Raw genomic sequence first — 22,063 nt, forward strand, 5'->3', positions numbered from 1 at the left:
CGCTCGTCATAGGTTAGCGTCCGCCTGGGTTTATAACAGTCGTCATAGATCGGGGAAACGTCATGCCGATGATCGAACTGACCGCGCCGGCCGGATCGCTGACGGACGCGGGCCGCAAGAGCGTGCAGCGCGACCTGGCCGCGTTGCTGTTGAAGTGGGAGGGCGCGCCGGACAACGAGTTCTTCCGCTCCGTGGCCTGGACCTACCTGCACGAACTCCCTGCGGGCGCGCAGACCACGGCGCAGGACGACGCCCCGCGGTTCCGGGTGGACGTCCGGGTGCCCGTGGGCGCGCTGTCCGACCGGCGCAAGGCAGGTCTCGTCCAGGAGGCGACCGCGCTGGTGCTGGAGGCCGCCGGACTGGGTGAGGCCGACGCGTTGCGGGTGTGGGTGCTGATCCACGAGCAGCCAGAGGGGACCTGGGGCGCGGGCGGTCAGATCGTGAAGTTCGCCGACCTGAAGGCCGCGGCCCAGGCCGCGAAGTAGCTCACCCCGTGGGGCGGTAGAAGCCGTAGAACGACATCCCGCTGTTCGTCGTCCGGATCGGCTGCACCTGCACGGGGTCGCCGGCCTCGACCATCTGGCCGTTGCCGATGATCATCGCCACGTGCCCGTCCCACACGACGAGGTCGCCGGGCAGCACCTGGTCCGCCGGCACCGAGGCGCCCATGGCCTGGGACGAGGCCGGGCGCGGGATGTCGAAGCCCGCGCCCCCGTACGCCCACTGCGTGAGGCCCGAGCAGTCGGTGCCCTGGGGCGGGTTCGCGCCGCCCCACACGTACGGGGTGCCCAGGGCGGACAACGCGTTGCGCACGGCCTTGGCCGCGGTCTCGTTCGGTGCCTCGGCGCTGCTGCCGTCGGGCAGGTTCACGCCGACGCCCTCACCGGGCTGCGGCGGGATCGCGACGGGCAGGCGCGGGCCGGAGCCGCCGCCACCTCCACCGCTGCCCGAACCACCGCCACCGCCGCCGCCTCCGGAACCGCTGCCGCCACCGCCGCCCGAGCCGGAGCCGCCGCCGTTGTTGGAGCCGGGACCGGACTCCTGCTGCTTCGGGGTGTCGGAGGCGCCGGAGGTCGAGGTGGTGCCCTCGTCGCCGCCGAGCGGGTCGCCGAGCTTCGCCAGCGCGCCCGCGTCCGGCTTCTGCAGGCCGTTGAGCTGCCCGACGAGCTGCGTGAGCTGGTCGCGCACCTTCTGCAGTTCGGCGGAGGTCTTGCTCTGATAACCGGACGCCATTCCGGCGAGGTCGGCCACGGCCGCCAGCACGACACCGGGCCCTGCCACGAGCGACAGGGCGAGCGCCGCGGCGAGCTTCGGCGTCGCCTTGGACGTGAACTCGTCGATGAGGCCCTGGATCGCGGTGCGGCCGCCGGTCACCGCGGACACCCCGGTCGAGGCCGCGGTCTTGAGCGTGGAAGCGTTGGAGGACAACAGGTTCGCGGCCGAGGCGAAGGTCGAGACGCGGGCCGTGAAGGCGTTGGCCTTGTCGCCGGACCACGTGTTCAGCACGGCCGTGGAGGCCGAACCGTGCCGCGTGCCCAGGTCGGTCATCGCGGTCTGGGCGCGGCCGAAGGCGTCCCCGGCACGCGTGGCGCCGCCGGTGTCACCGTCCAGCTTGGCCAGATCCTCCTTCATGGGCGCGATGAACTGGCTCAGCAGCCCCTCGACGCTCATGCCTGTCCCGCCTTGGTGATCGCCGCCTTGTGCGCTTCATCCTGGGCGATGTACGACTCGCGGGCCTTCGAGACCGCGGTGCCGAGACCGGCGAGACCCGTCGACGCGGCCTTGAGCGCGTCGAGCTGCGCCTGCGCGGCCGTCTGGAAGGCGGCGTTCAGGCCGACCTCGTTGCCCAGCTTGCCGAAGCAGTCGCCAGGAAGGCTGGTGGTGCCGTTCAACGTGCCGGTGCCGACGGTCCCGACCTCGCTCGCCAGACCGCTCACCGCGGACGCGTACCCGGTCAAGGCGTCGAAGTCGACCTTGAGGCCTTGTTCCGCCATCTGAAAGCTCTTCCCCCAGTAGTGACCTGTTCGCCGTGATCCTGCCCCGATGGGCGGTACCTCGCCCGACGTTCCGCCAAGATCATGGAACGGTGGGTGTGATCGAGCACTGGAACCGGATCCTGGCATGGCTGGCGGAGCACGCTCCGGCCACCCGTGCCGTGCTGCGGCCGAGGTATGACGCGCTGCCGGAGCTTCGGGTTCCGATCGATCTCCAGCTGTGGTGGAGCGTCTACGGCGGCACCGAGGAAGGCCGCTTCGCCGAGATCCTGCCGCCCTTCTACACGCCGCTGGGCGCCGATCGCGCGTTCGTGCTCAGGGACACCCACGTGAGCAAGCCCGTCGACGCCTCCGAGGCAGGCGCGCCGACGACCGGTTTCCACCCCGAGTGGCTGCCGATCGCGTTCGACGGCACCGGCGACGTGCTCGCGGTAGATCTCCGGCCCGGCGTGCTGCGCGGCTGCGTGGTCGAGTGGGACCAGGAGCGCAACGAGATGGTCAAGCCGGAGTGGACGTCGATCGTGGAGATGTTCGACCAGGTCGCGACGGCTCTGGAGACGCGCAGCGTGGTCGGGCACTGCTTCCCGGAGGTCAACTCCGCGGGCGAACTGGGCTGGCGGACCAGCTAGTGCTGCCTAGTAGTCCAGTTCGAAGTCGTGGTGGTCGTCGGGATTGACCGCCGCGACGAGCTTGTTCCCCGGCTTCAGGACGGGGTCGTGCCTGGCGTCGTGCTCGGTCACGAACTCGGGCACGTCCGGGCCCTTGATCAGGAGCCGGACGCGGACCGTGGGGTCCTCGCTGATCGGCTCCACGGACAGGACCACGGCGGTCGCGGGCAGACCCACCTCGTCCAGACGCAGCAGCCGCCGCTTGGCGCGCGCGATACCGCGCCACACGGCGATGCCCAGCGGCAGCAGCACCACGGTGAGCACGATGCCGACGGTGCCGCCGTCGTTGGCCGCGTAGACGATCGGTCCGGTGACCATCAACGCCACGGCGAAGAGGTGCAGGAACACGTTGTTGCCCCGGTTGGCCCCGCGTACGAACCCGTCATCCGCCATTCCGGCACCTTAAGCGGGTCGTGGGGTGTCGTGGGCCGGGTTGGCGCGAGTGCGGCACGGCGGCGGCTCACGTCTCGCCGATGGTCCTCGGGCGTGCCACTAGACCCGTTCGAGGATCCCCAGGGTGATCAGGCCCTCGACGATCTGGTCGACGCCCAGCGCCGCGAGCAGCACGCCCAGCACCCGCACGAGCACCCAGGCGTAGGTCATCTTCACCCAGCGCAGCGCGATGCCGAGCACCGCGATCGCCGCCAGGTCGAGCGCGATCACCGCCGCGAACCCGCCGGCCAGCACGAACGTCGTCTCGATCGACTTCGTGTCCGACAGCAGGAACAGGTAGGCCAGCGCCACGGGGTTCGCGTAGTAGGCGGTGGCCAACTCGTGCGTGCCGCGCGTCTCGTCGTGCGTCGGTTCCTGCTTGCGTCCGAGCACGAGATCAAGCGCGTGCACGAACAGGATGACGCCGCTCGCGAGGTAGAGCGCCCCCTCGCTGATGTGGAAGACCGAGAGCAACGCCCGTCCGGCCACCACCACGAACAGGCCGACGCCCAGCGCGATCGCGGTGGAGGTGAACGCCACCCGCCAGCGCGTCCGGGAGTCGGCGCCCTCGGTGTCCATCAGGAACGCCAGCAGGATCTTCGGCGGGCCGACCACGGCGACCAGGATGCTGAACGCCTCCACGAACTTCATGGCGGCCATGATCAGGGGGTGGGCCCGGCGGCGCGCGTCACCTCACGCCGCCGGGTGAACGTGGACCGGCTCAGAGGTCGCCGGTCTGGCCGAGGTCGACGCCCCTGGCGAACCCCTCCGAGAAGATCGTGTGCCGTAGGAAGGTCTCGCCGAAGCACACCGACCACGAGTTCGCGGCGACCCCGGACGACCCACAGCCCCACGTGTCGATCTCTTCGACGTTGAAGCGGTCGTACACCGTCACCGACGCCGTCGTGGAGAAGGCGGTGGATCGGTTGTTGCGCACGATCACCGCCCCTTGCACGTCCCATCCGTGCCCGCCTCCCGACCTGATCGCGCAGACCTGCGCCGCCACGCTGGAGGCGATCTCGACGCTGGAGGCGCACCTCCACTGGCTGGAGCTCGTGGTGATCGGGTTCTTGTTGCCGTAGGGACGCCAGGTGCCTGGCGACAACGCGTGGGCGGGAGCCGCTGTTGTCAGGATGAGGCCGAGCAAGGCGGTGATCACGGCGATCGTTCGTCTGGCACGCATGGGAAGAAGGATCCACACGCTCCTTGCAGGCTTTCTGGAATCCCCAGGTCAGCGTGCGCTGACGAGTTCGCGCTGCGGCACAACGGTCTTCACGCGGGCGTAGACCTTCACGGCGGCCAGCGCGCCGAGCCAGCCGAGCGCGGCGCCGGTGGTGTTGGTGATGAGGTCGTCGACGTCGAAGATCCGGTTGGCCCACATCAGTTGCGAGCCCTCGATCAGCAGCGAGACGCCGTAACCGATCAGCGCGGTCTGGCCGATCGTGCGCTTGCCCCAGAACATCAGCATCGCGCCGAGCGGCACGAACAGCAGCACGTTCAACGTCATCTGGTCGAACGCGATCTGCCCGTCGCGGAAGGTGTCGGCGATCCACTGGAACGGGACGAGCTGCACGGACTGGCGCGGCGGCGCGGTCTGCACCGGCAGGAACGTCGCCGAGAACAGCATGCTCGCGTAGACGGTGACGGTGGCGCCGCGGAAGGTGAGCTGACGGAACAGCAGCTGCGGGAGCAGGAAGACAATCGACAGGAAAACGCCCCACTGGATGCTCGCGAGCTGTGCATTCGTCATGAATCAAAGTTATGAAAAAGGCCCTCAGCGCACATCGCGCTGAGGGCCAGTTCCATCCTCGTACTTCCGGCCGAGTGCTACTCCGCCGCGTAATCCCGAGGGCTGATGCCGCGTAGTACCGGGCCGCACGCCAGGGCCGCTACCAGCGCGACCACGATGCCGACGCCCACCGGGGCGATCACCCAGGGCGTGATCGGCATTTCGCCGTGGCCCACCAGTCCGCGCGCCAGAGTGAGCAGTCCGAGGCCCACGACAATTCCCGCACCGCACGCCGCGATTGTGACGGCGAACACCGGCAACATCACTTCTCGGCGCAAAGCGTGAGCCAGCACGCGAATCGGAGTTCCCGCCGCGATCAACGCGCCGAAAGTGCGCCTGCGGTCGATCACCGACCCGGCAGCGGCCACCGCCGCGCCGATGCCGCCGAGCACCGCCGCGATGGAGAGGCCGATGATCGTGGCCCGCTGGAGGTCCGCCAGCAGCGTGTCGCCGAAGAGGTCCCGCTGCTCGCCGTCCACGAGCCGCACGCCCGGCAGCGTGCCGATCAACGCGGTGTGCACGGCGTCGCGGTTCTCCGGCGTCGTCGGCACGCCGACCATCGACACCTCGCTCGCCAGTGACGGCAGCAGGCCGCGGTCGATGACCGCGCTCACCCGGCCGCTGCCCTCGAAAGGCCGCGTCTCGTACCGCGCCGGCAACTGCGCGGTCAGCGTGTCCTTGTCGCTTGACCTGAACTCGTTGCCCTGCAACGGTCCTGGCGCGTAGACGGCGGGTCCCGCCTGACAGTGGAGGCCGGTCAGCACCTTCGCGACGTCGGCGCAGTCACCGACGACGACGTACGTGCCGTAGTCGCCACTCCTGATCGTGCCGTCGAGCATCGTGACGATCGGTGCCGAAGTCGTGAGGCGCAACGGCGTGATGTCGTGCGTCACCTGCTCCGCCACGATCGCGTTCTCCAGCCACGTCGAGTCGCGGTACGGGACCTGGCTCTCCAGCCCCGGCAGCATCGTGAGTGCCATCGAGCCGGTGAACACGGCGATCACCACGCCCGCCGAGCCGCGGAACGCCGCCACCGGGTCACCGGCGAGCCTGCGTCCGGCCAGCAACGTCGACGGTCTGCGCCACCGCCCGACGAAGAACCTGCCGACCCACGCGGTCAGCACGGGTCCTGCCAGCACCAGCGCGAGCGCCACCGCACCGAGACCGAGGAGCACGACGGTGAACTGGCCGTCGCCGCTGGCCTGCTGCGCGTACATGACGCCGAGGAAGAACACGCCCAGCGCGCCGGCGATCGTCAGCAGCCGCCACGACCTGACCTTGCGCTTCGCCTCCGCCGCGAGCGGCTGGTTCACGACGCGCCGCAGTCCCATGATCGCGGCACCGACGACCAGCAACGGCGCGAGCACGGCCACCACCGCCACGACCGCGGGTTCCGGCACGAAGTCGCCGGGGTACCAGGTGCCGCCCTCCCACGGGACCTTCGCGGTGACGTGGCTGAACGGCTGCGCCAGCACCACACCCAGCACGCTGCCGACGACCGCGCCGATCGCGGTCTCGACGGCGGTCATCACCACGACCTGCCGCGGACTGGCGCCGGCGAGCCTGAGCGCGGCGAGACGCCGTTCCCGTTTCGCCGCGGTCAGCCTGGCCGCCGAGGCGACCAGCACCAGGCACGGCACGACCAGCACCACGAGCCCGACGCGCGTGAGCAGGTAGAGCATGCCGTGGTAGTCGTCGCGGTACGAGCCGGCGCCGCCCCGCAGATCGGCCGCGGGATAGCCGTTCCCGACCTTCTCGTGGCCGATGATCGCGACGAGCTCGCCGGGGAACTTGAGCGCCTCCGGCCCCAGTTCCGCGATCTGCCTGCCGGGGAAGCGGTTGCCGAGCTCCTCCGGCGGGGTGTTCCGCACGAGGTCCGCGAGCGCGGGGGACAGCAGCACCTCGCCCGCCTCCGGGAACTGGGCGATGCCGGCCGCGACCGGGATCGCGCCCTGTTCGGTGCGAGCTACGTCGAACCGTTCGATGAGCTTGCCGTCGTAGGAATCCTGGTTCATGGCAACGGAAATGGCACCCTTGTCGGCTTGGCCGATTCCGTCGCGCCACGCCGTGCGGTCGGCGCGCGCCTGCAGGCCGTTCGGTGCGGCGAGCAGCCACAGGACCAGCGACACCGCGATCATCACGCCGAGCGAGACCAGCACCGTCGCGACCTGGCTGCGGCGGTCCCTGCGCAGCACCGCGAGAGCGATCCTCACGCGGACACCCCGGTGTTGATCCTCTGGGCGATCTTGCCGTCCTGGATCTCGACGACGCGCAACGCCCGGTCGGCGATCGCCTTGTCGTGCGTGACGATCACGATGGCCGCGCCGGTCTCCTCCGCGGCCTGCAGGAGGGCGGTCATCATCTCCTGGCCGGTGCGGGTGTCGAGGGCACCGGTCGGTTCGTCCGCGAAGATCACGCGCGGCCGGTGGGCGAGGGCTCGCGCGATCGCGACCCGTTGCGCCTGCCCGCCCGACAACTGGCTCGGCAGCCGCTTCTCCAGACCCTGCAGGCCCAGCCGCGCGAGCCACAGCCTGGCCGCGCCGAGCGACTCCTCCCGCGACCCGCCGGCGAGCAGCATCGGCAGCGCCGCGTTCTCCTCGGCGGTCAGTTCGGCCACGAGCATCCCCGACTGGAACACGAACCCGAACGCCGTCCGCCGCAGCGCGCTGCGCCCCGTCTCGTTCAGCTCGCCGATCGCCCGCCCGTCCAGGAACACCTCGCCACCGTCGGCGCGCAGGATGCCGGACAGCACGTGCAGGAGCGTCGTCTTGCCGGATCCGGACGGACCGACGACCGCCAGCACGTCCCCGGCCTTGATGTCGATGTCCACCCCGGCGAGCGCGTGCACGTCGCCGTAGGTCTTGACCAGGCCACGAGCGGCCAGAACCGAATTCATGTTCCTCAAGGTGCCGTGCGCGGAGCCGGAAAACCTCAGCCTTGACGACACACCGGATCAGCCGGATGACCGAGGCCGTAGAGGTGTGGTGGTCCTACCGTTGTCTCCCGTGGACAGTCATCGGGGCCAATGGCCGATCGCCGCCGTTCTCGCCTTGCTGATGCTCGGCGAGCTCTTTCTGATGAGCGGGGGCGGCAGCCCGGAGGCGCTGGTGTGGCTGATGACCGTGCCGGTGTGCATCGTTGCCGTCACGTCGTTCAAGTCGCGCGCCTTCACCATCCCGGTGGCGGTCGTGTCGATCTTCCTGTCGTCGTTCGTGATCCGGCTCTTCAACGTGAACCTGCCGACGCTGCTGAGTCCGCTGACCGTCGCCGAGACCGCCGCGTGCCTGGTCATCACGGCCGTCGTCGTGCGAGAGGAACCTCGCCGCGCCGCCACGTGGTCGGTCGGCTGGCTGGTCGCCGTGAGCTTCTTCGCCGCCATCGTCCGCGACAACTGGATCTCGTCGAGCAACTACAACGAGATGCTCGGCTCGCTCGTGCTGGGCTTCACCGCCGTCGGCACCGGCCTGTACTTCCGCGCCCGCGACACCGAGGGCGGCCGCCTGATCGCCGCCGCCGTCACCGACGCGCAGAAGGAAGAACGCATCGCCCTGGCCCGCGAACTGCACGACGTCGTCGCCCACCACGTGACGGGCATGCTCGTGCAGGCCCAGGCGGCGCTGGAGGTCTCCGACGACGACCCGCGGGCCGCCCACCGCCTGCTGCCCGGCATCGTCCGATCAGGCACCGAAGCCCTGGGCGCGATGCGCCGCCTCGTCGGCACGTTGCGCCAGGGCGAGAACGACGCCGCCACCACCGACCTGGCCGCCGACGTCATCTCGGCCGTCGAACGCACCCGCGAGCTCGGCTTCGACACCCGCCTGCGCATCGACCTGCCCGACGAGGTGCCGCCGGAGCTCGGCCGGTCGGTGCTGCGCCTGGTCCAGGAGTCGCTCACCAACGTGCACAAACACGCCGTGTCGCCCACGATGATCGACGTGGAGATCTCCCGGACGCCCGGTGGGGCGTTGCGCGTGATCGTCGCCGACGACGGGCAGCTGCACGAGCTGAACCAGGGTGGCTACGGTCTCGTAGGTATGCGTGAGAGGGTCGACCTGCTGGGCGGCCTGTTCTCCGCGGGTCCGCGTGAGCACGGCTGGCAGGTGCTCGCCGAGCTACCCCTGGAAGGAACCAAGTGATCTCGGTCCTCATCGCCGACGACCAGGAGATGGTCCGCGTCGGGTTTCGGATGATCCTGGAGAAGCAGCCGGACATCACCGTCGTCGCCGACGTTCCCGACGGGATCTCGGCCGTCACGGCTGCTCGTGAGCACAACCCCGACGTGGCCCTGCTGGACATCCGCATGCCCGGGATGGACGGGCTCGAAGTGACCAAGAAGCTGTCGCCCACGACGAAGGTCGTCGTCGTGACGACGTTCGACCTGGACGAGTACGTGCACACGGCGCTGGAGAACGGGGCTTCCGGGTTCCTGACCAAGGACGCCGGGCCGGCTCTGCTGGTGGAGGCCGTTCGCGCCGCCGCCGCGGGGAACGCGCTGATCTCGCCTCAGGTCACCGTGCGGATGCTGGAGCACTTCGCCCGGCCCGCTCAGCGGCCTGACCTGTCGCTGCTCACGGCTCGCGAGCAGGACGTGGTCCGGGAGGTGGCGCGAGGGCTCAGCAACCAGGAGATCGCTTCGTCGCTGTTCCTGTCGCTGTCCACGGTGAAGACCCATCTGGCCTCCGTGCAGACCAAGCTGAACGTGCGCAACCGCGTCGGGATCGCTTCCTGGGCGTGGCGCGCGGGTCTGGTGAACTCGTGACCGCCGAGTTCCCGGCCTCGATCGGCAAGGTCGCGACCCGTGAGCTGACGGCCCACGGGTACACGACGTTCGACTCGCTGACGAAGGTGTCCGCGAAGACGTTGCTGAAGATCCACGGCGTCGGCCCGAAGGCCATCAGGATCCTCGGCGAGGAGCTGGCGGCGCAGGGCAAGGCCTACGCCGCCGACTAGCTGCCCTAAACGCCCATCGGGTGCCAGACGGTCTTCGTCTCCAGGAACGCGCGCAGGCGCGACATGTCCGGCGTGACGGTGAAGTCCTCGCTGGGCTTGTTGCGCAGCACGCGCTTCACGGTGCCGGCTGCCGACCGCTCCAGGTCCGCGCGGATCGACTCCGGCGCACCGGTGAGGTCCAGCGCGTTCACGTCGCCGTGCGAGGCCAGCCACGGGGCGATCTCCGCGGTGCGGCCGGTGATGATGTTGACGACGCCGCCGGGGACGTCGCTGGTGGCCAGCACCTCGGACAGCGTGATCGCGGGGAGCGGCCGGTCCTGCGAGGTGATGACCACGCAGGTGTTGCCGGACGCGATCACCGGTGCGATCACCGAGATCAGGCCGAGCAGCGACGACTGCTGCGGGGCCAGGACGGCGACCACGCCCGTCGGTTCCGGCGTGGAGAACGAGAAGTACGGGCCCGCCACCGGGTTCGAGGAACCCAGGACGGCCGCGATCTTGTCGGTCCAGCCCGCGTACCAGACCCAGCGGTCGATGGCGGTGTCCACAAGGGACTGCGCCTTCTTCGCCGGGACGCCCTCGGAGGTGGCGACCTCGGCGATGAACTGCTCGCGGCGGCCTTCGAGGACCTCGGCCACGCGGTACAGGATCTGGCCGCGGTTGTAGGCGGTGGCGCCGGACCACGAAGCGAAAGCCTTGCGGGCGGCGGAAACCGCGTCGCGGGCGTCCTTGCGGGAGCCCTGCGCGGCGTTGGCGAGGAACGTGCCCTTCGCGTCGGTCACCGGGTAGCTGCGGCCCGACTCGGAGCGCGGGAACTTGCCACCGATGTAGAGCTTGTAGGTCTTCGCGACCGTGAGTCGATCAGACATCGAGGTAGGCCTCCAGACCGGTGCGGCCGCCCTCACGGCCGAAGCCCGACTCCTGGTAACCGCCGAACGGGGCGGTCGGGTCGAAGCGGTTGAACGTGTTGGACCAGACGACGCCGGCGCGCATGCGTTGTGCCATCCAGAGAATGCGCGAGCCCTTCTCCGTCCAGATACCGGCGGACAGGCCGTACGGCGTGTTGTTCGCCTTGGCCACGGCCTCTTCCGGCGTGCGGAACGTCAGCACCGACAGCACCGGGCCGAAGATCTCTTCACGTGCGATGCGCATCGCCTGCGACACACCGGAGAACACGGTCGGGGCGAAGAAGAAACCCTTGTCCGGCAACGGGCAGGAGGACGTCCAGCGGGTGGCGCCCTCGGCCTCGCCCGACTCGGTCAGCTCCTTGATCTTGGTGAGTTGCTCGCGGGAGTTGATCGCGCCGACGTCGGTGTTCTTGTCGAGCGGGTCGCCCACGCGCAGGGTGGAGACGCGCGCGTGCAGCTTCTCCAGGAGCTCGTCGGCGATGGACTCCTGCACGAGCAGGCGGGATCCGGCGCAGCAGACGTGGCCCTGGTTGAAGAAGATGCCGTTGACGATGCCCTCGACGGCCTGGTCGAGCGGGGCGTCGTCGAACACGATGTTCGCCGCCTTGCCGCCCAGTTCCAGCGTGAGCTTCTTCGACGTGCCCGCGAGCTGCCCCTGGATGATCTTGCCGACGTCGGTCGAGCCGGTGAAGGCGACCTTGTTGACGTCCTCGTGCCCGACGAGCGCGGCGCCGACGTCACCGGCGCCCGGAATGATGTTCACGACGCCCGGCGGCAGGTCGCACTGCTGGATGATGTCCGCCAGCACCAGCGCGGTGAGCGGGGTGGTCTCGGCGGGCTTGAGCACGACGGTGTTGCCGCACGCCAGTGCCGGCGCGATCTTCCACGCGGCCATCAGCAGCGGGAAGTTCCACGGGATCACCTGACCGGCGACACCCAGCGGCTTCGGGTCCGGCCCGTAGCCCGCGTAGCCGAGCTTGTCCGCCCAGCCCGCGTGGTAGAAGAAGTGCGAGGCCGCCGTCGGGATGTCGGTGTCGCGCGACTCCTTGATCGGCTTGCCGTTGTCGAGCGACTCCAGCACCGCGAGCTCACGGCCGCGTTCCTGGATCTGCCGCGCGATCCGGTAGATGTACTTGGCCCGCTCGGATCCAGGCATCTTCGACCACACGCGGTCGTAGGCCTTGCGCGCGGCCTTGACCGCGGTGTCCACATCGGACTGCGACGCCGTCGAGACCTCCGCGAGCACCTCCTCGGTGGCCGGGTTGATGGTCTTGAGCGGCTCGCCGGTGCCCTCGACGAACTTGCCGTCGACGAACATCTTGTAGCTCGGCTTGAGGTTCGCGATGTCCCGCGACTCGGGCGCGGGGGCGTATTCCCACATGTCTTCAGTCCACCGTCACGTAGTCCGGGCCGCTGTAGTGGCCGTCCAACTGGGTCCGACGCTGCATGAGCAGGTCGTTGAGCAACGTCGACGCGCCGAACCGGAAGAGGTGCGGGTCGAGCCACTCCGGACCGGCCACCTCGTGCACGGCCACCAGGTACTTGATCGCGTCCTTGGTCGTGCGGATGCCACCGGCGGGCTTCACCCCGCGCAGCTCACCCGTCTGGTCCTTCCAGTCCCGCACGGCCTGCAGCATCACGTGAGTCACCGGCAGCGTCGCGGCGGGCTGCACCTTGCCGGTCGACGTCTTGATGAAGTCGCCACCGGCCAGCAGCGCGAGCCACGACGCGCGGCGCACGTTGTCGTACGTCACGAGCTCGCCGGTCTCCAGGATGACCTTGAGGTGCGCGTCCCCACAGGCTTCCTTGATCTTGACGATCTCCTCGAACACCTGCCCGTACCGGCCGCTCAGGAACGCACCGCGGTCGATCACCATGTCGACCTCGGCCGCGCCCTGCTCGACGGCGAACCGGGTGTCGGCCAGCTTGATGTCCATCGTGCTGCGGCCACTGGGGAACGCCGTCGCGACGCTGGCGACGTTGATGCCCGTGCCCACCAGGTCGTCGGCCGCCGTCTTCACCATGTCCGGGTAGACGCAGACCGCCGCGACCTTCGGCACGTCGGGCCGCTCGGGGTCGGGCCTGCGGGCTTTCGCGGCGAGACCGCGCACCTTGCCGGGAGTGTCAGCGCCTTCCAGCGTGGTCAGGTCCACCATGCTGATCGCCAGGTCGATGGCGTGCAGCTTGGAGGCCTTCTTGATGCTCCGCGTGCCGAGGCCCGCGGCTCGTTGCTCGACGCCGACCTGGTCGACGCCGGGGAGCCCGTGCAGGAAACGCCGCAGCGACGATTCGTCGCGCACGGCGTCAGCCAGGGCCGACGGCAGTGTCGTTGGAGCAGCCATGCCTGGGAGTCTAAGCGGAATGGGACGCCCGTCCTAAGTGAGGCGATTTCTGCAGGTCAACACGGCTTAGCGGCACCGTTCGCTCGTCGATTTCCGGTGCGTCCTGGGCGGCGCTGCCCGTGCGCTTGAGCTTCTGCCACGGCAGCACCGCACCAGCCAGCGCGGTGATCACGGACTGGATCACGACCAGGTACATGAGCTGCCGGTAGACGATCGGCTGGAGCGCGACGGCCCACAGCGGCCGCAGCCGTTCGCCGTCGAGCCGGAACGCGATCACCGCGGGGATCAGCTGCAGCACCAGGAACCCGAGCCACGCGAGCGCGCCGGCCACCGGATCGGTCCACAGGCTCAGCACCGCGAACACGTCGATCGCGGGCGCGAGCATCGGCAACGCCATCTGGTAGAGGAAGAGGTACGGCAGCGCGCGCCGGCCGAGTTTGCCGCCAAGGCCACGTTCGAAGACCGCGCCGCGGTGCTTCCACATCGCCTGCAACGTGCCGTAGCACCAGCGATAACGCTGCCGCCAGAGCTGCCCGAGGCTGGCCGGAGCCTCCGTCCACGCCCGCGCCGACTCCTCGTAGACCGCCGACCACCCGGCTCGTTCCAGCGCCATCGTCAGGTCGGTGTCCTCGGCCAGCGTGTCCTCCGGGACACCGCCGACCTCGCGCAACGCCTCCACCCGGAAACCGCCGACCGCGCCCGGCACCGTCGGCATGCACTGCATGACGTCGTACATCCGCCGGTCGAGGTTGAAGCCGATCACGTACTCGATGTGCTGCCAGCGCCCGAGCAGGCCGGACCTGTTGCCCACCTTGGCGTTGCCCGACACCGCGCCCACCTCGTGGTCGGCGAAGGGCTGCACGAGGTTCGCGACGGTCTCCGGTTCCAGCACCGTGTCGCCGTCGACCATCACGACGAGCTCGGTGCGGGTGTGCCGCAGACCGGTGTTGAGCGCCGCCGCCTTGCCCGCGTTGCGCTGGCGCACCAGCGAGACGTTGGGCAGCCGCAGGCTTTCGACCACCTCGGAGGTGCGGTCGGTCGAGCCGTCGTCGATCACGATCACGTGCACTGGCCAGGTGCTGGACAGGATCGTGCGGACGGTCGCCTCGACGCCGGCTTCCTCGTTGTACGCGGGGACCAGGACTGTCACCATCTGCGGCCGCAATCGAGGCGCGTGCTTGCCCGGTTTGCGCCGCGCGTGGATCGCGGTCGTCACCAGCAGCACCGCCGCACGTGCGAGCGCCAGCACGCTGGAGATCACGACGAGCCACGTCAGCAGCTCCGTGACGAACCGCGAGAACCGCACCGCGAGCGACACGGCGGTGCCCTCGGCGCGTTCGGTCGCCGTCGCCGGACGGGAGGCCTGCGGCACGCCGAACGCGTCACGGGCGGTCTGGAACGCGAACCCGCGCTCCTTCAGGCTCGGGATCAGCTTCTCCAGCGCCGCAACGGTTTGCGACCGGTCGCCACCGCCGTCGTGCATCAGCACCACGGCGCCCTTGTCGTCCTTCGGCGTGGCGTTCGCGATGACGGCGTCCGCGCCGGGTCTGCGCCAGTCCTCGCTGTCGAGGTCGGAGAGCAGCACGAGGTTGCCGGCCGCGGTGATCCGCTCGATGCCGACCAGGTCCTCGTCGTCCACCGCGTCCGGCCGGTTCGAGTACGGCGGCCGCACGAGACGGCTGGACTCGCCGGTGCCGCTCGCCACGACGAGCCCGGTCTGCCCCAGTTCGACGCGGGCGCGGGTCTCACCGACCTTGCCCAGGTCGACGTGGGTGAAGGTGTGCAGCCCCACCTCATGACCTTCGGCGTGGACGCGTTCCAGCACGTCCTGGTGCTGTGCGGCGTTCGCGCCGGTCACGAAGAAGGTGGCCTTGACCTCGTTGTGCCGCAGCACGTCGAGGATCTTCGGCGTCCACTCGGGGTCGGGCCCGTCGTCGAACGTCAGCACCACCGTGCGGTCCGGCGTCGTGCGTGAGCTGAGCCCGGAGCCCGTGGCACCGACCAGCGGACCGCCCTGGTGCAGGGTCTCCGGCACGGTGCCGGAGGGCCCCGCCGTCGGCTGGGCGCCCTGACCGACGCGGCCGACCACGAACGTGTCCAGCAACAGCGCGCCGAGCAGCACCACCACGCTCAACGCCAGCAGCACCCAGTGGGCGCGCGGCTGAGGCCTCACGGCTTGCCCTGACCGGGCCCGCTCGGCCGGTTCGACGCGCCGGGCGGATCGGTCCGCTTGTTGCCGTTCTCGGCGGTGGTGGTCGTCGTGGTCGTGTTCGTCACCGGAGGCGTCGTGGTGACCGGTGGCGTGGTGGTGGTTTCGTTGCGTGGCAACGATGTTGCTTCGGGTGACGACGCGGGGGCATCCGTCGTGGTGATGACGGCGGGTTCGGCGGCCTCGGGGATCGGCAGCAGCGTCGTCGGGTTCACGGGCCCGCCGGCGAGCGCGACGACGAGAAGTACCAGGTAGGCCAGCACGCCGACGGCGACCGCGCCCATGGCGATGCGCATCACCTTGCGGCGGCGGCCACTCGGATCAACGAACACAGGTCTGTCAGAGGGAGTCGTCATGACCTTCGCGGGGGAGTGGCGAGCGGACGCCGGAGGTTAACCGGCTGCGCCGCTCAGCGGAAGCCCCTTCACCGCAACAGCTCGGGCCGGTCGATGATGACGATCTCCCCGGCCCTGCCGAGCTCCTCGTAGTACTCCGCGACGTCGTTCAGGTCCTCGATCGGTTCGTGCAGCCAGGACCAGTCGCCCGGCAGCTTCGCCAGCTCGTCGCGCACGATCTTGAGCACGTGGTCGAGGCGGTTGACGTCACGCCGGTGGCGAAGGTCGGCCCGCGGTTCGGAGATGATCACGGTCCACCGGTGGGTGACGCGTTCGCCGTCCATCTTGAGCCAGATGCGCGCACCGGCCATTTCCGCCAGTTCGACGAACTCGGCCAGCAGCATCAGTCGAGCAGTTCGCGCAGGATGCTCGACTTCTTCCTCTTCGGGCCCTTCACTTCGACGCCACCCATGAGCGCCAGCCCCGTGATCCGCACCGTGGGCGCGCCGGGGATGTACCGGCGCCCAGGCGCGCGGTCCTCGAACGCGCCCATGAACCCGAACCCGTCGACCTTCACGTTGATGTCGTCGGGCACGCGGATCTCGACGCCGCCCCAGAACGCGAACACGCTGATGGTGACCTCGGCCTCGGCGAAGCTCGCGTGGGTGAGGTCCAGCTCGATGCCGCCCATGACGGCGACGGCGTTGTGCAGGCGCGGGACGACCCACTGGCCCTTGCGGTTGACGCCGGACCAGAAGGCGATGGACACCGCGCTGCCGGGTTCGCCGCCGATGCGGTCGCTCACCGCCGGCTGGTACTGCGGCACGGCCGGGTTCTGCGGCAGGCCGCTCAGCACCAGGTCGGCGGTGATGGGGACGAGTTCGCCGTACGTCTTCGCGGCGTAGACCGCCACGAGTCGCTCGTCCAGCTCGTGGATGTCGAGGCGGCCTTCGGCGGTCGCCTTGTGCAGCACCTGCGCGATCCGTTCCCGGTCCGCGTCGGAGGCCCGCATGTGACTCTGGTCAGCCGGTACCAGCTCGTCGCTCACCCGATCGAGTCTAGAACGCTCACTTGCGGTTCGGTGCGTACTTGACGGTGATCGCGAAAGCGATCACGAGGAGTGCGGCGAGCGCCGCCGCGAGGGCCGGGCTGTAGCCCCACGTCAGCGGCAGCACACCGATCAACACGGCGAGTGACCCCGAAACACCCAGGATGACCAGCGGGGATTCACACAATTGCTGGACGGGCTTCTGTTCGATCGTCACCGTTCGCACCTCCGCGTCTCAACTGGCTACGAGACTCTTCGGAGCTGCTCCGGCGGTTCTTTACTCCCGGATCGGGTTGTGCGGGCCCCTGATCAGGTGGTCATCGGAACGGGTTGGTCACCGGAGGGTTCGTCAGTCGCACCGATGCCTTCAGCGCGTCGAGTTCCGCCTCAGACGCCCTCCCGCCCTGAGTGACGGCGACACCGCGCTGCACTGACAGACGCACCGCGTTGGTGAAGACGAGCTCGACGTTGCCGCGGGTGTCGCGGACGCTTTCCAGTTCCCACGACGTCTGGACCGTGTACGTCACCTTGATCTTGATCTGCTCGTCGAACCTCAGGCTCTCCGCGAGCCTGCGCGCCCGGTCCTCGTTGTCCGGGAACCCTCGCACCTGAACCGTCGCCCACGCACCGGGCTCCCACTCGAACGCCAGGTAGGCGTCGTTCCGCATCGCGCGCTTGCCGTTCACGTCCGGGACCGCGTCACCCGGTAGCGGCTTGATCGTGCCCGCCTTGAGGACCGTGACGTAGGCCGACTGGCCGCCGGTGCCCACGAGCGCGATCTTCTGCGCCGTGCGCTCGGTGGTGTAGGTCTCCGGCTTCAGCCCGGGAACCGAACCCACGCTGATGTTGCGCACCGACGGATCGAACGTCACGGCGGTCGCCGGGGGAGGCGCCGCGTCCGGCCGGATCAGCAACGGCACCACGCCGGCGACGAGCAGCACGAGCGCCCCGGCCGCCGCCACCCGCAACGACTTCGCGCGCTTCCCGGTCCTGATCGCCCGCGACACGCTGACCCCGTCCGACGCGGGCACCTCCACGGTCCGCAGCGACCCGAGCAGCCGGGCACCGTCCTCTTCGGACATCACTGAGTCACTCCCAACTGTGCGCGCGGGATGGCGAGCCCGGCCGACGTCTGGCTCTTCACGGTGCTTTCCGAGCACTTCAGGGCACACGCGACCTCGGCGACGGGCAGGTCGAACAGGAATCGCAGGACGAGCACCGCGCGTTGGCCCGGTGCCAGGCGCATGAGGGCGACCCGGACTTCCTCACGGGTCTCGACGTCCGGGTTCGCGGCGGCGCGCAGCTCGTCGACCCGGTCCAGCAGGCGCACCCGGCTCCACGGCCGCCTGCGCTCGTTGAGAAACGTGCGCACGAGGATCGTCCGCACGTAGGCGTCGATGTTGTCGGCGGCCTTGGCTCTTCGCCAATTCGTGTAGAGCCTCGTGATCGCGACCTGCACGACGTCATCGGCGCTGTGCACGTCGCCGCACAGCAGATACGCCGTGCGCCGCAACCAAGGCAATGCCGCCGTGACGTACTCGGTGTACTCGTCGTCAGCCAACCCCCCTTTCGTCCGCACTCAAGACACGGCGCGGCGAGGGGGAGGTTGGGTGACCTGGGTCACGGAGTCGGCTGGCGCAGCGGCAGTCCGGCCGCCCGGTAGATCGAGTCGATCACCGTCATGTTCTTCACGGCGTCGTCCGCGGTCGTCGGGAACGGCTTGCCGTGCAGCACGGCGTCGGTGAACGCGTCGAGCTGGTAGGCGTACGTCGCGCGCTTCCCGAAGGTCTCCGACGACTTCTTGTCCTTGAGCTTCAACGACAAGCGGTGCAACGTCTGCGGGCCGAGCGGGTTGAAGACGCTCAACGTGCCGTTCTCGCCGATCGCCTTCATCGACAGCTTCAACATCGTCGACGACCACAGCGAGGCGTGCACGGAACCCGTGTGACCGGAAGGGAACCGCAGCGAGGCACGCATCGCGCGGTCGATGGAAGGCCCGCGCAGCAACGCTTTCGCGGACCGCACCTCGGGTTCCTCTGCGCCCAGCAGCCGCGCCATGTGCACGGCGTAGCAGCCGGCGTCCATCATCGCGCCGCCCGCGAGCGAGTAGTCGTAACGGATGTTGGAGAACATCGGCAGCGGGAAGCAGACCGAGGCCTCGACGTGCCGCAACGGGCCGAGCACGCCGGAGGAGATGATCTCGGCGACGCGCATCGCCAGCGGGTGGTAGCGGTAGTGGAACGCCTCCATCACCACCAGGCCGGACGCGTCGGCGGCCTTGGCGACGGAAGCGGCTTCGGCGGCGTTCGCGGTGAACGGCTTCTCGCACAGCACGTGCTTTCCGGCTTCCAGCGCGGCGAGCGTCCACTTGCCGTGCAGGCCGTTGGGCAGCGGGTTGTAGACGGCGTCGACCGCGGGGTCCGCCAGCAGGTCCTCGTACGAGCCGTGCACGCGCGCAATGCCGTGCTTGTCGGCAAAGGCCTTGGCCTTGTCGGCCGATCGCGCGGCCACGGCCACGACTTCGGCGACGGTCGAAGAGCGGGCCGGACGGATGACAGCGGATGGCGCGATCATGGCCGCGCCGAGCACTCCGATGCGCACGTGGTCTGTCACGCGGCCGACCCTACACCTCTTCAGTTAACGGCGTTTACTCCACAAGGTCGGTCTCTCGCGGGGGGAAGAACGGGATCTTCTCGATCGGCGACCGGTCCGACCAGTTCCACGCCTCCATCTGGGCGCGCGAGCGCCTGCCGAAGAACGCGCGCCACAGTTCGTAGCCCTCGACCTCCAGCGTGATCGGGCCGTCGCCGACGTCGCCGAACTCGGTCTTCACCGTCACGTCCGTCAGCCTGCGCGGTGCGATCCACACCAGGGTCGGCTGCCACACGGCGTCCGGCAGGCGTTCCCGGCCGAGAGCCGCGCGCAGGTCGGCCTCGTGCGTGATCGCGTCCAGCGCGAGCTGGAACGGGATGCGCGGCATCTCGCCGATCTTGTCGCCGAAGACGTTCCACTGCTCCAGCAGGTCGTCCACCGGAACGCCCGCGCGCTCGGCGACGTGCCGCGCCGTCCACTCGTCCGACGGTGCGCCCTCCATGCGTCCGGTGACCAGATCCGACGACTGGCCCGACAGGTGCGCGATCACCTGGTGCACGGTCCACTCAGGACAGGCGGGCACGGTCCGTGCGAGCTCGTCGGCGGTCAGGCCCATCGTCAGGCCGACGACGCGCTGACGTGCCTCGCGGTAGATCTCTTCGAACACCCCTAGCTCCTCCCAGCGGGTTACGGTGTCGAGCATGGACGTCCTGGTCGTCGATCATCCACTCGCCAAGGCGAGACTCACAACGATGCGTGACGCGCGCACGGACAATGCCGCATTCCGCGCCGCGTTGCAGGAACTCACCGTGATGCTGGTCTACGAAGCGATGCGCGAGGCGCCGCTGAAGGAAGACCGCACGCACACACCGGTAGCTCGTACCACCGGCTACAAGCTCGCAAACCCGCCGCTGCTGGTGCCGGTGCTGCGGGCCGGGCTCGGCATGGCCGACCAGGCGCACAAGCTGATCCCGGACGCCCAGATGGGGTTCGTCGGCCTGGCCCGCGACGAGGAGACGTTGCAGCCGACGCCGTACATGGAGTCGCTGCCGGAGGACCTCGCCGGACGCCCGGTGCTCGTGCTCGACCCGATGCTCGCGACCGGCGGCTCGATGGCGTACACGATCCGCCTGCTGACCCAGCGCGGCGCGACCGACGTGACAGCCGTGTGCGTGCTCGCGGCGCCCGAGGGAATCAATCACCTGGAGGACTCGAAGCTGCCGTGCCGTCTCATCACGGCCTCGGTGGACGAGCGGCTGAACGACTCGGGGTTCATCGTGCCGGGCCTGGGCGACGCCGGTGACCGACTGTACGGGGCGGTTTAGGACATACCTCCGATCGGACGTAGCAGTGGTCTAGACCTCAGGCCTATCGTGCTGTGGACCACACATCGCCGCTGCCGCGAACGATCAAGGAGACTCATGTCCAGACGGAGATGGGGTGTCGCCGCTCTCGCGGTCGGCGCCCTGTCCGCGTCGCTGGCCGTTGCGCCCGCGAACGCCGACGTCGAGACCAATGGGCACCACGGTTACTCGAAGACCCGCACCGTTGGGTACTTCATCCAGTGGGGCGTGTACGACCGGAACTTCCGCGTCAAGAACCTGGTGGACAGCGGGGCCGCCGCGCGGCTCACGCACCTCAACTACGCCTTCGGTTTCCTCGACGAGGCGGGCAAGTGCGTCAGCGCCGACCCGTGGGCCGACTGGCAGATGCCCCACACCGCGGAGCAGTCCGTCAGCGGCAAGGCGGACGAGGCAGGTCAGGCGCTGATGGGCAACCTGAACCAGCTCAAGCAGCTCAAGGCCAAGTACCCCAAGCTGAGGATCAACATCTCGCTGGGCGGCTGGACGGGCTCGCGCTACTTCTCCAACGCCGCGCTGACGCCCGAGTCGCGTGCCGCGCACGTCAAGTCGTGCACCGACATGTGGATCAAGGGTGACCTGCCCGGTCTGCCCGCGGGTGCCGCGAAGGGCGTCTTCGACGGCGTCGACCTCGACTGGGAGTGGCCGTCGAGCGCGGGCAACCCGACCCCGCCGAACGTCATTCGGCCCGAGGACAAGCAGAACTTCACCAAGCTGCTCGCCGAGTACCGCAAGCAGATGGGCTGGAACCGCGACCTGACGGCGTTCCTGCCGGCCGACCCGGCGCAGGTGGACCGCGGCTTCGAGGTCGCGAAGGTGTTCACCTACCTCACCTTCGGCACGTTGCAGGGCTACGACTACCACGGTGCCTGGGACGCCCCGGCGAACCAGCAGTCCGCGCTGCGGGTGCCCAAGGGCGACCCGTCGGAGTTCGAGTTCAGCTCCGAGGTGACCGTCAACGCGTGGCTCCGTCGCGGCGCTCCGCGGTCGAAGGCCGTGCTCGGCGTTCCGTTCTACGGCCGCGGCTGGGACGGCGTCGCCCCTGGCAAGCGCAACGGCCTGTTCGGCACCGGTGTGCCGGCGCCCGCCAAGTACGAGGCCGGTTACGAGGACTTCCACCGCATCAAGGCGAAGCTCTCCGAGCCCGGCAACGCGTACAAGATCTACCGCGACGAGCGGGCCGGCTTCGCGTGGATCTACGACGGCAAGACGTGGTGGACCTACGACGACGCGACCGAGATGAAGCGCAAGGCTCGCTACATCAACGACCGCAAGCTCGGCGGCGCGATGATCTGGTCGCTCGACGGCGACACCGCCGACGGCGAACTGATCAAGGCGCTCGACGGGGCCCTGAAGTAAGGCCGCACCACCGAGACGGACTGTCCTAACCGGACAGTTCAGCGGGTCCGGGGAGGTTTCGCGGCGGCCGCCTCCC

General features: G+C 69.4%; 27 protein-coding genes. 7 read left to right on the forward strand and 20 right to left on the reverse strand.

Annotation, left to right across the window (positions count from 1 at the left end; all coding sequences use genetic code 11):
* The first annotated feature begins 62 nt into the window (after positions 1-62).
* Entirely contained in the window at positions 63-485 is a 423-nt protein-coding gene (locus tag SK854_RS11620) for a tautomerase family protein (RefSeq protein WP_319975067.1), read from the forward strand.
* A gap of 1 nt (position 486) precedes the next feature.
* On the opposite strand, the gene SK854_RS11625 is transcribed toward SK854_RS11620, so the two are convergent.
* Entirely contained in the window at positions 487-1,671 is a 1,185-nt protein-coding gene (locus SK854_RS11625) for a C40 family peptidase (protein ID WP_319975068.1), read from the reverse strand.
* Positions 1,668-1,994, reverse strand: coding sequence for a hypothetical protein (locus tag SK854_RS11630; RefSeq protein ID WP_319975069.1), 327 nt, complete (start codon positions 1,992-1,994; stop codon positions 1,668-1,670). Before SK854_RS11630 ends, SK854_RS11625 begins: the two co-directional genes overlap by 4 nt.
* Before the next feature lie 92 nt (positions 1,995-2,086).
* Between SK854_RS11630 and SK854_RS11635 the strand changes: the two genes are divergently transcribed.
* Positions 2,087-2,623, forward strand: coding sequence for an SMI1/KNR4 family protein (locus SK854_RS11635; protein WP_319975070.1), 537 nt, complete (start codon positions 2,087-2,089; stop codon positions 2,621-2,623).
* Between the two features lie 6 nt (positions 2,624-2,629).
* Here the strand turns inward: SK854_RS11635 and SK854_RS11640 are convergent, their stop codons facing one another.
* The 6 genes from SK854_RS11640 to SK854_RS11665 all read right to left on the reverse strand — a co-directional run bounded on the left by SK854_RS11640 (position 2,630) and on the right by SK854_RS11665 (position 7,779).
* A complete protein-coding gene (locus tag SK854_RS11640) occupies positions 2,630-3,055 on the reverse strand; it encodes a hypothetical protein (RefSeq protein ID WP_319975071.1) in 426 nt (141 codons plus the stop codon).
* Between the two features lie 99 nt (positions 3,056-3,154).
* Entirely contained in the window at positions 3,155-3,745 is a 591-nt protein-coding gene (locus tag SK854_RS11645; protein WP_319975072.1) for a MarC family protein, read from the reverse strand.
* Positions 3,746-3,815: 70 nt separating this feature from the next.
* Positions 3,816-4,277, reverse strand: coding sequence for a hypothetical protein (locus SK854_RS11650; protein ID WP_319975073.1), 462 nt, complete (start codon positions 4,275-4,277; stop codon positions 3,816-3,818).
* A gap of 48 nt (positions 4,278-4,325) precedes the next feature.
* Positions 4,326-4,844 carry a VanZ family protein gene (locus SK854_RS11655; RefSeq protein ID WP_319975074.1) on the reverse strand — a complete coding sequence of 173 codons (519 nt, stop codon included), beginning with the start codon at positions 4,842-4,844 and terminating at the stop codon, positions 4,326-4,328.
* 77 nt (positions 4,845-4,921) lie between these two features.
* On the reverse strand, positions 4,922-7,096 hold the full coding sequence (locus SK854_RS11660) for an FtsX-like permease family protein (protein WP_319975075.1): 2,175 nt from the start codon (positions 7,094-7,096) through the stop codon (positions 4,922-4,924).
* Positions 7,093-7,779, reverse strand: a complete 687-nt coding sequence (locus tag SK854_RS11665; protein WP_319975076.1) for an ABC transporter ATP-binding protein — start codon at positions 7,777-7,779, stop codon at positions 7,093-7,095. Before SK854_RS11665 ends, SK854_RS11660 begins: the two co-directional genes overlap by 4 nt.
* A gap of 109 nt (positions 7,780-7,888) precedes the next feature.
* Here SK854_RS11665 and SK854_RS11670 point away from each other — a divergent pair, with 109 nt between their 5' ends.
* From SK854_RS11670 to SK854_RS11680, 3 genes are read left to right on the forward strand one after another with little or no spacing between them, the layout of a single operon-like run.
* Positions 7,889-9,019 carry a sensor histidine kinase gene (locus tag SK854_RS11670; protein ID WP_319975077.1) on the forward strand — a complete coding sequence of 377 codons (1,131 nt, stop codon included), beginning with the start codon at positions 7,889-7,891 and terminating at the stop codon, positions 9,017-9,019.
* Positions 9,016-9,642, forward strand: a complete 627-nt coding sequence (locus SK854_RS11675; RefSeq protein WP_319975078.1) for a response regulator transcription factor — start codon at positions 9,016-9,018, stop codon at positions 9,640-9,642. Before SK854_RS11670 ends, SK854_RS11675 begins: the two co-directional genes overlap by 4 nt.
* Positions 9,639-9,833: a helix-hairpin-helix domain-containing protein gene (locus tag SK854_RS11680; RefSeq protein ID WP_319975079.1), complete on the forward strand. Its 195-nt coding sequence runs from the start codon at positions 9,639-9,641 to the stop codon at positions 9,831-9,833. Before SK854_RS11675 ends, SK854_RS11680 begins: the two co-directional genes overlap by 4 nt.
* A gap of 5 nt (positions 9,834-9,838) precedes the next feature.
* Here the strand turns inward: SK854_RS11680 and SK854_RS11685 are convergent, their stop codons facing one another.
* The 12 genes from SK854_RS11685 to SK854_RS11740 all read right to left on the reverse strand — a co-directional run bounded on the left by SK854_RS11685 (position 9,839) and on the right by SK854_RS11740 (position 19,970).
* Positions 9,839-10,702, reverse strand: coding sequence for an aldehyde dehydrogenase family protein (locus SK854_RS11685; protein ID WP_319975080.1), 864 nt, complete (start codon positions 10,700-10,702; stop codon positions 9,839-9,841).
* Positions 10,695-12,122: an aldehyde dehydrogenase family protein gene (locus SK854_RS11690; RefSeq protein ID WP_319975081.1), complete on the reverse strand. Its 1,428-nt coding sequence runs from the start codon at positions 12,120-12,122 to the stop codon at positions 10,695-10,697. The genes SK854_RS11685 and SK854_RS11690 overlap by 8 nt, the downstream gene beginning before the upstream one ends.
* Before the next feature lie 4 nt (positions 12,123-12,126).
* Complete coding sequence (gene deoC, locus SK854_RS11695; RefSeq protein WP_319975082.1) at positions 12,127-13,083, reverse strand: deoxyribose-phosphate aldolase; 957 nt, start codon at positions 13,081-13,083, stop codon at positions 12,127-12,129.
* A gap of 10 nt (positions 13,084-13,093) precedes the next feature.
* Positions 13,094-15,256 carry a bifunctional polysaccharide deacetylase/glycosyltransferase family 2 protein gene (locus tag SK854_RS11700; RefSeq protein WP_319975083.1) on the reverse strand — a complete coding sequence of 721 codons (2,163 nt, stop codon included), beginning with the start codon at positions 15,254-15,256 and terminating at the stop codon, positions 13,094-13,096.
* Positions 15,253-15,588, reverse strand: a complete 336-nt coding sequence (locus SK854_RS11705; protein WP_319975084.1) for a hypothetical protein — start codon at positions 15,586-15,588, stop codon at positions 15,253-15,255. Before SK854_RS11705 ends, SK854_RS11700 begins: the two co-directional genes overlap by 4 nt.
* A 128-nt stretch (positions 15,589-15,716) precedes the next feature.
* Entirely contained in the window at positions 15,717-16,031 is a 315-nt protein-coding gene (locus SK854_RS11710; RefSeq protein WP_319975085.1) for a hypothetical protein, read from the reverse strand.
* On the reverse strand, positions 16,031-16,675 hold the full coding sequence (locus SK854_RS11715; RefSeq protein ID WP_406601762.1) for a DUF1707 SHOCT-like domain-containing protein: 645 nt from the start codon (positions 16,673-16,675) through the stop codon (positions 16,031-16,033). The genes SK854_RS11710 and SK854_RS11715 overlap by 1 nt, the downstream gene beginning before the upstream one ends.
* 19 nt (positions 16,676-16,694) lie before the next feature.
* Positions 16,695-16,892: a hypothetical protein gene (locus SK854_RS11720; RefSeq protein WP_143138612.1), complete on the reverse strand. Its 198-nt coding sequence runs from the start codon at positions 16,890-16,892 to the stop codon at positions 16,695-16,697.
* Positions 16,893-16,992: 100 nt separating this feature from the next.
* Entirely contained in the window at positions 16,993-17,757 is a 765-nt protein-coding gene (locus tag SK854_RS11725) for a hypothetical protein (protein WP_319975086.1), read from the reverse strand.
* Positions 17,757-18,236, reverse strand: a complete 480-nt coding sequence (locus SK854_RS11730; RefSeq protein WP_319975087.1) for a SigE family RNA polymerase sigma factor — start codon at positions 18,234-18,236, stop codon at positions 17,757-17,759. Before SK854_RS11730 ends, SK854_RS11725 begins: the two co-directional genes overlap by 1 nt.
* A 59-nt stretch (positions 18,237-18,295) precedes the next feature.
* On the reverse strand, positions 18,296-19,288 hold the full coding sequence (locus SK854_RS11735; protein WP_319975088.1) for a Gfo/Idh/MocA family protein: 993 nt from the start codon (positions 19,286-19,288) through the stop codon (positions 18,296-18,298).
* A gap of 34 nt (positions 19,289-19,322) precedes the next feature.
* Complete coding sequence (locus tag SK854_RS11740) at positions 19,323-19,970, reverse strand: maleylpyruvate isomerase N-terminal domain-containing protein (protein WP_319975089.1); 648 nt, start codon at positions 19,968-19,970, stop codon at positions 19,323-19,325.
* On the opposite strand from SK854_RS11740, the gene upp reads away from it, so the two are divergent.
* Both upp and SK854_RS11750 read left to right on the forward strand, forming a co-directional pair.
* Entirely contained in the window at positions 19,969-20,592 is a 624-nt protein-coding gene (gene upp, locus SK854_RS11745; RefSeq protein WP_319975090.1) for a uracil phosphoribosyltransferase, read from the forward strand. The genes SK854_RS11740 and upp overlap by 2 nt on opposite strands.
* A 96-nt stretch (positions 20,593-20,688) precedes the next feature.
* The gene (locus SK854_RS11750) at positions 20,689-21,987 is read left to right on the forward strand and encodes a glycoside hydrolase family 18 protein (protein WP_319975091.1); all 1,299 of its coding nucleotides are present in this window, start codon (positions 20,689-20,691) and stop codon (positions 21,985-21,987) included.
* Positions 21,988-22,063: the final 76 nt, after the last annotated feature.

Source organism: Lentzea sokolovensis, from assembly GCF_033949975.1.
Classification (GTDB): domain Bacteria; phylum Actinomycetota; class Actinomycetes; order Mycobacteriales; family Pseudonocardiaceae; genus Lentzea; species Lentzea sokolovensis.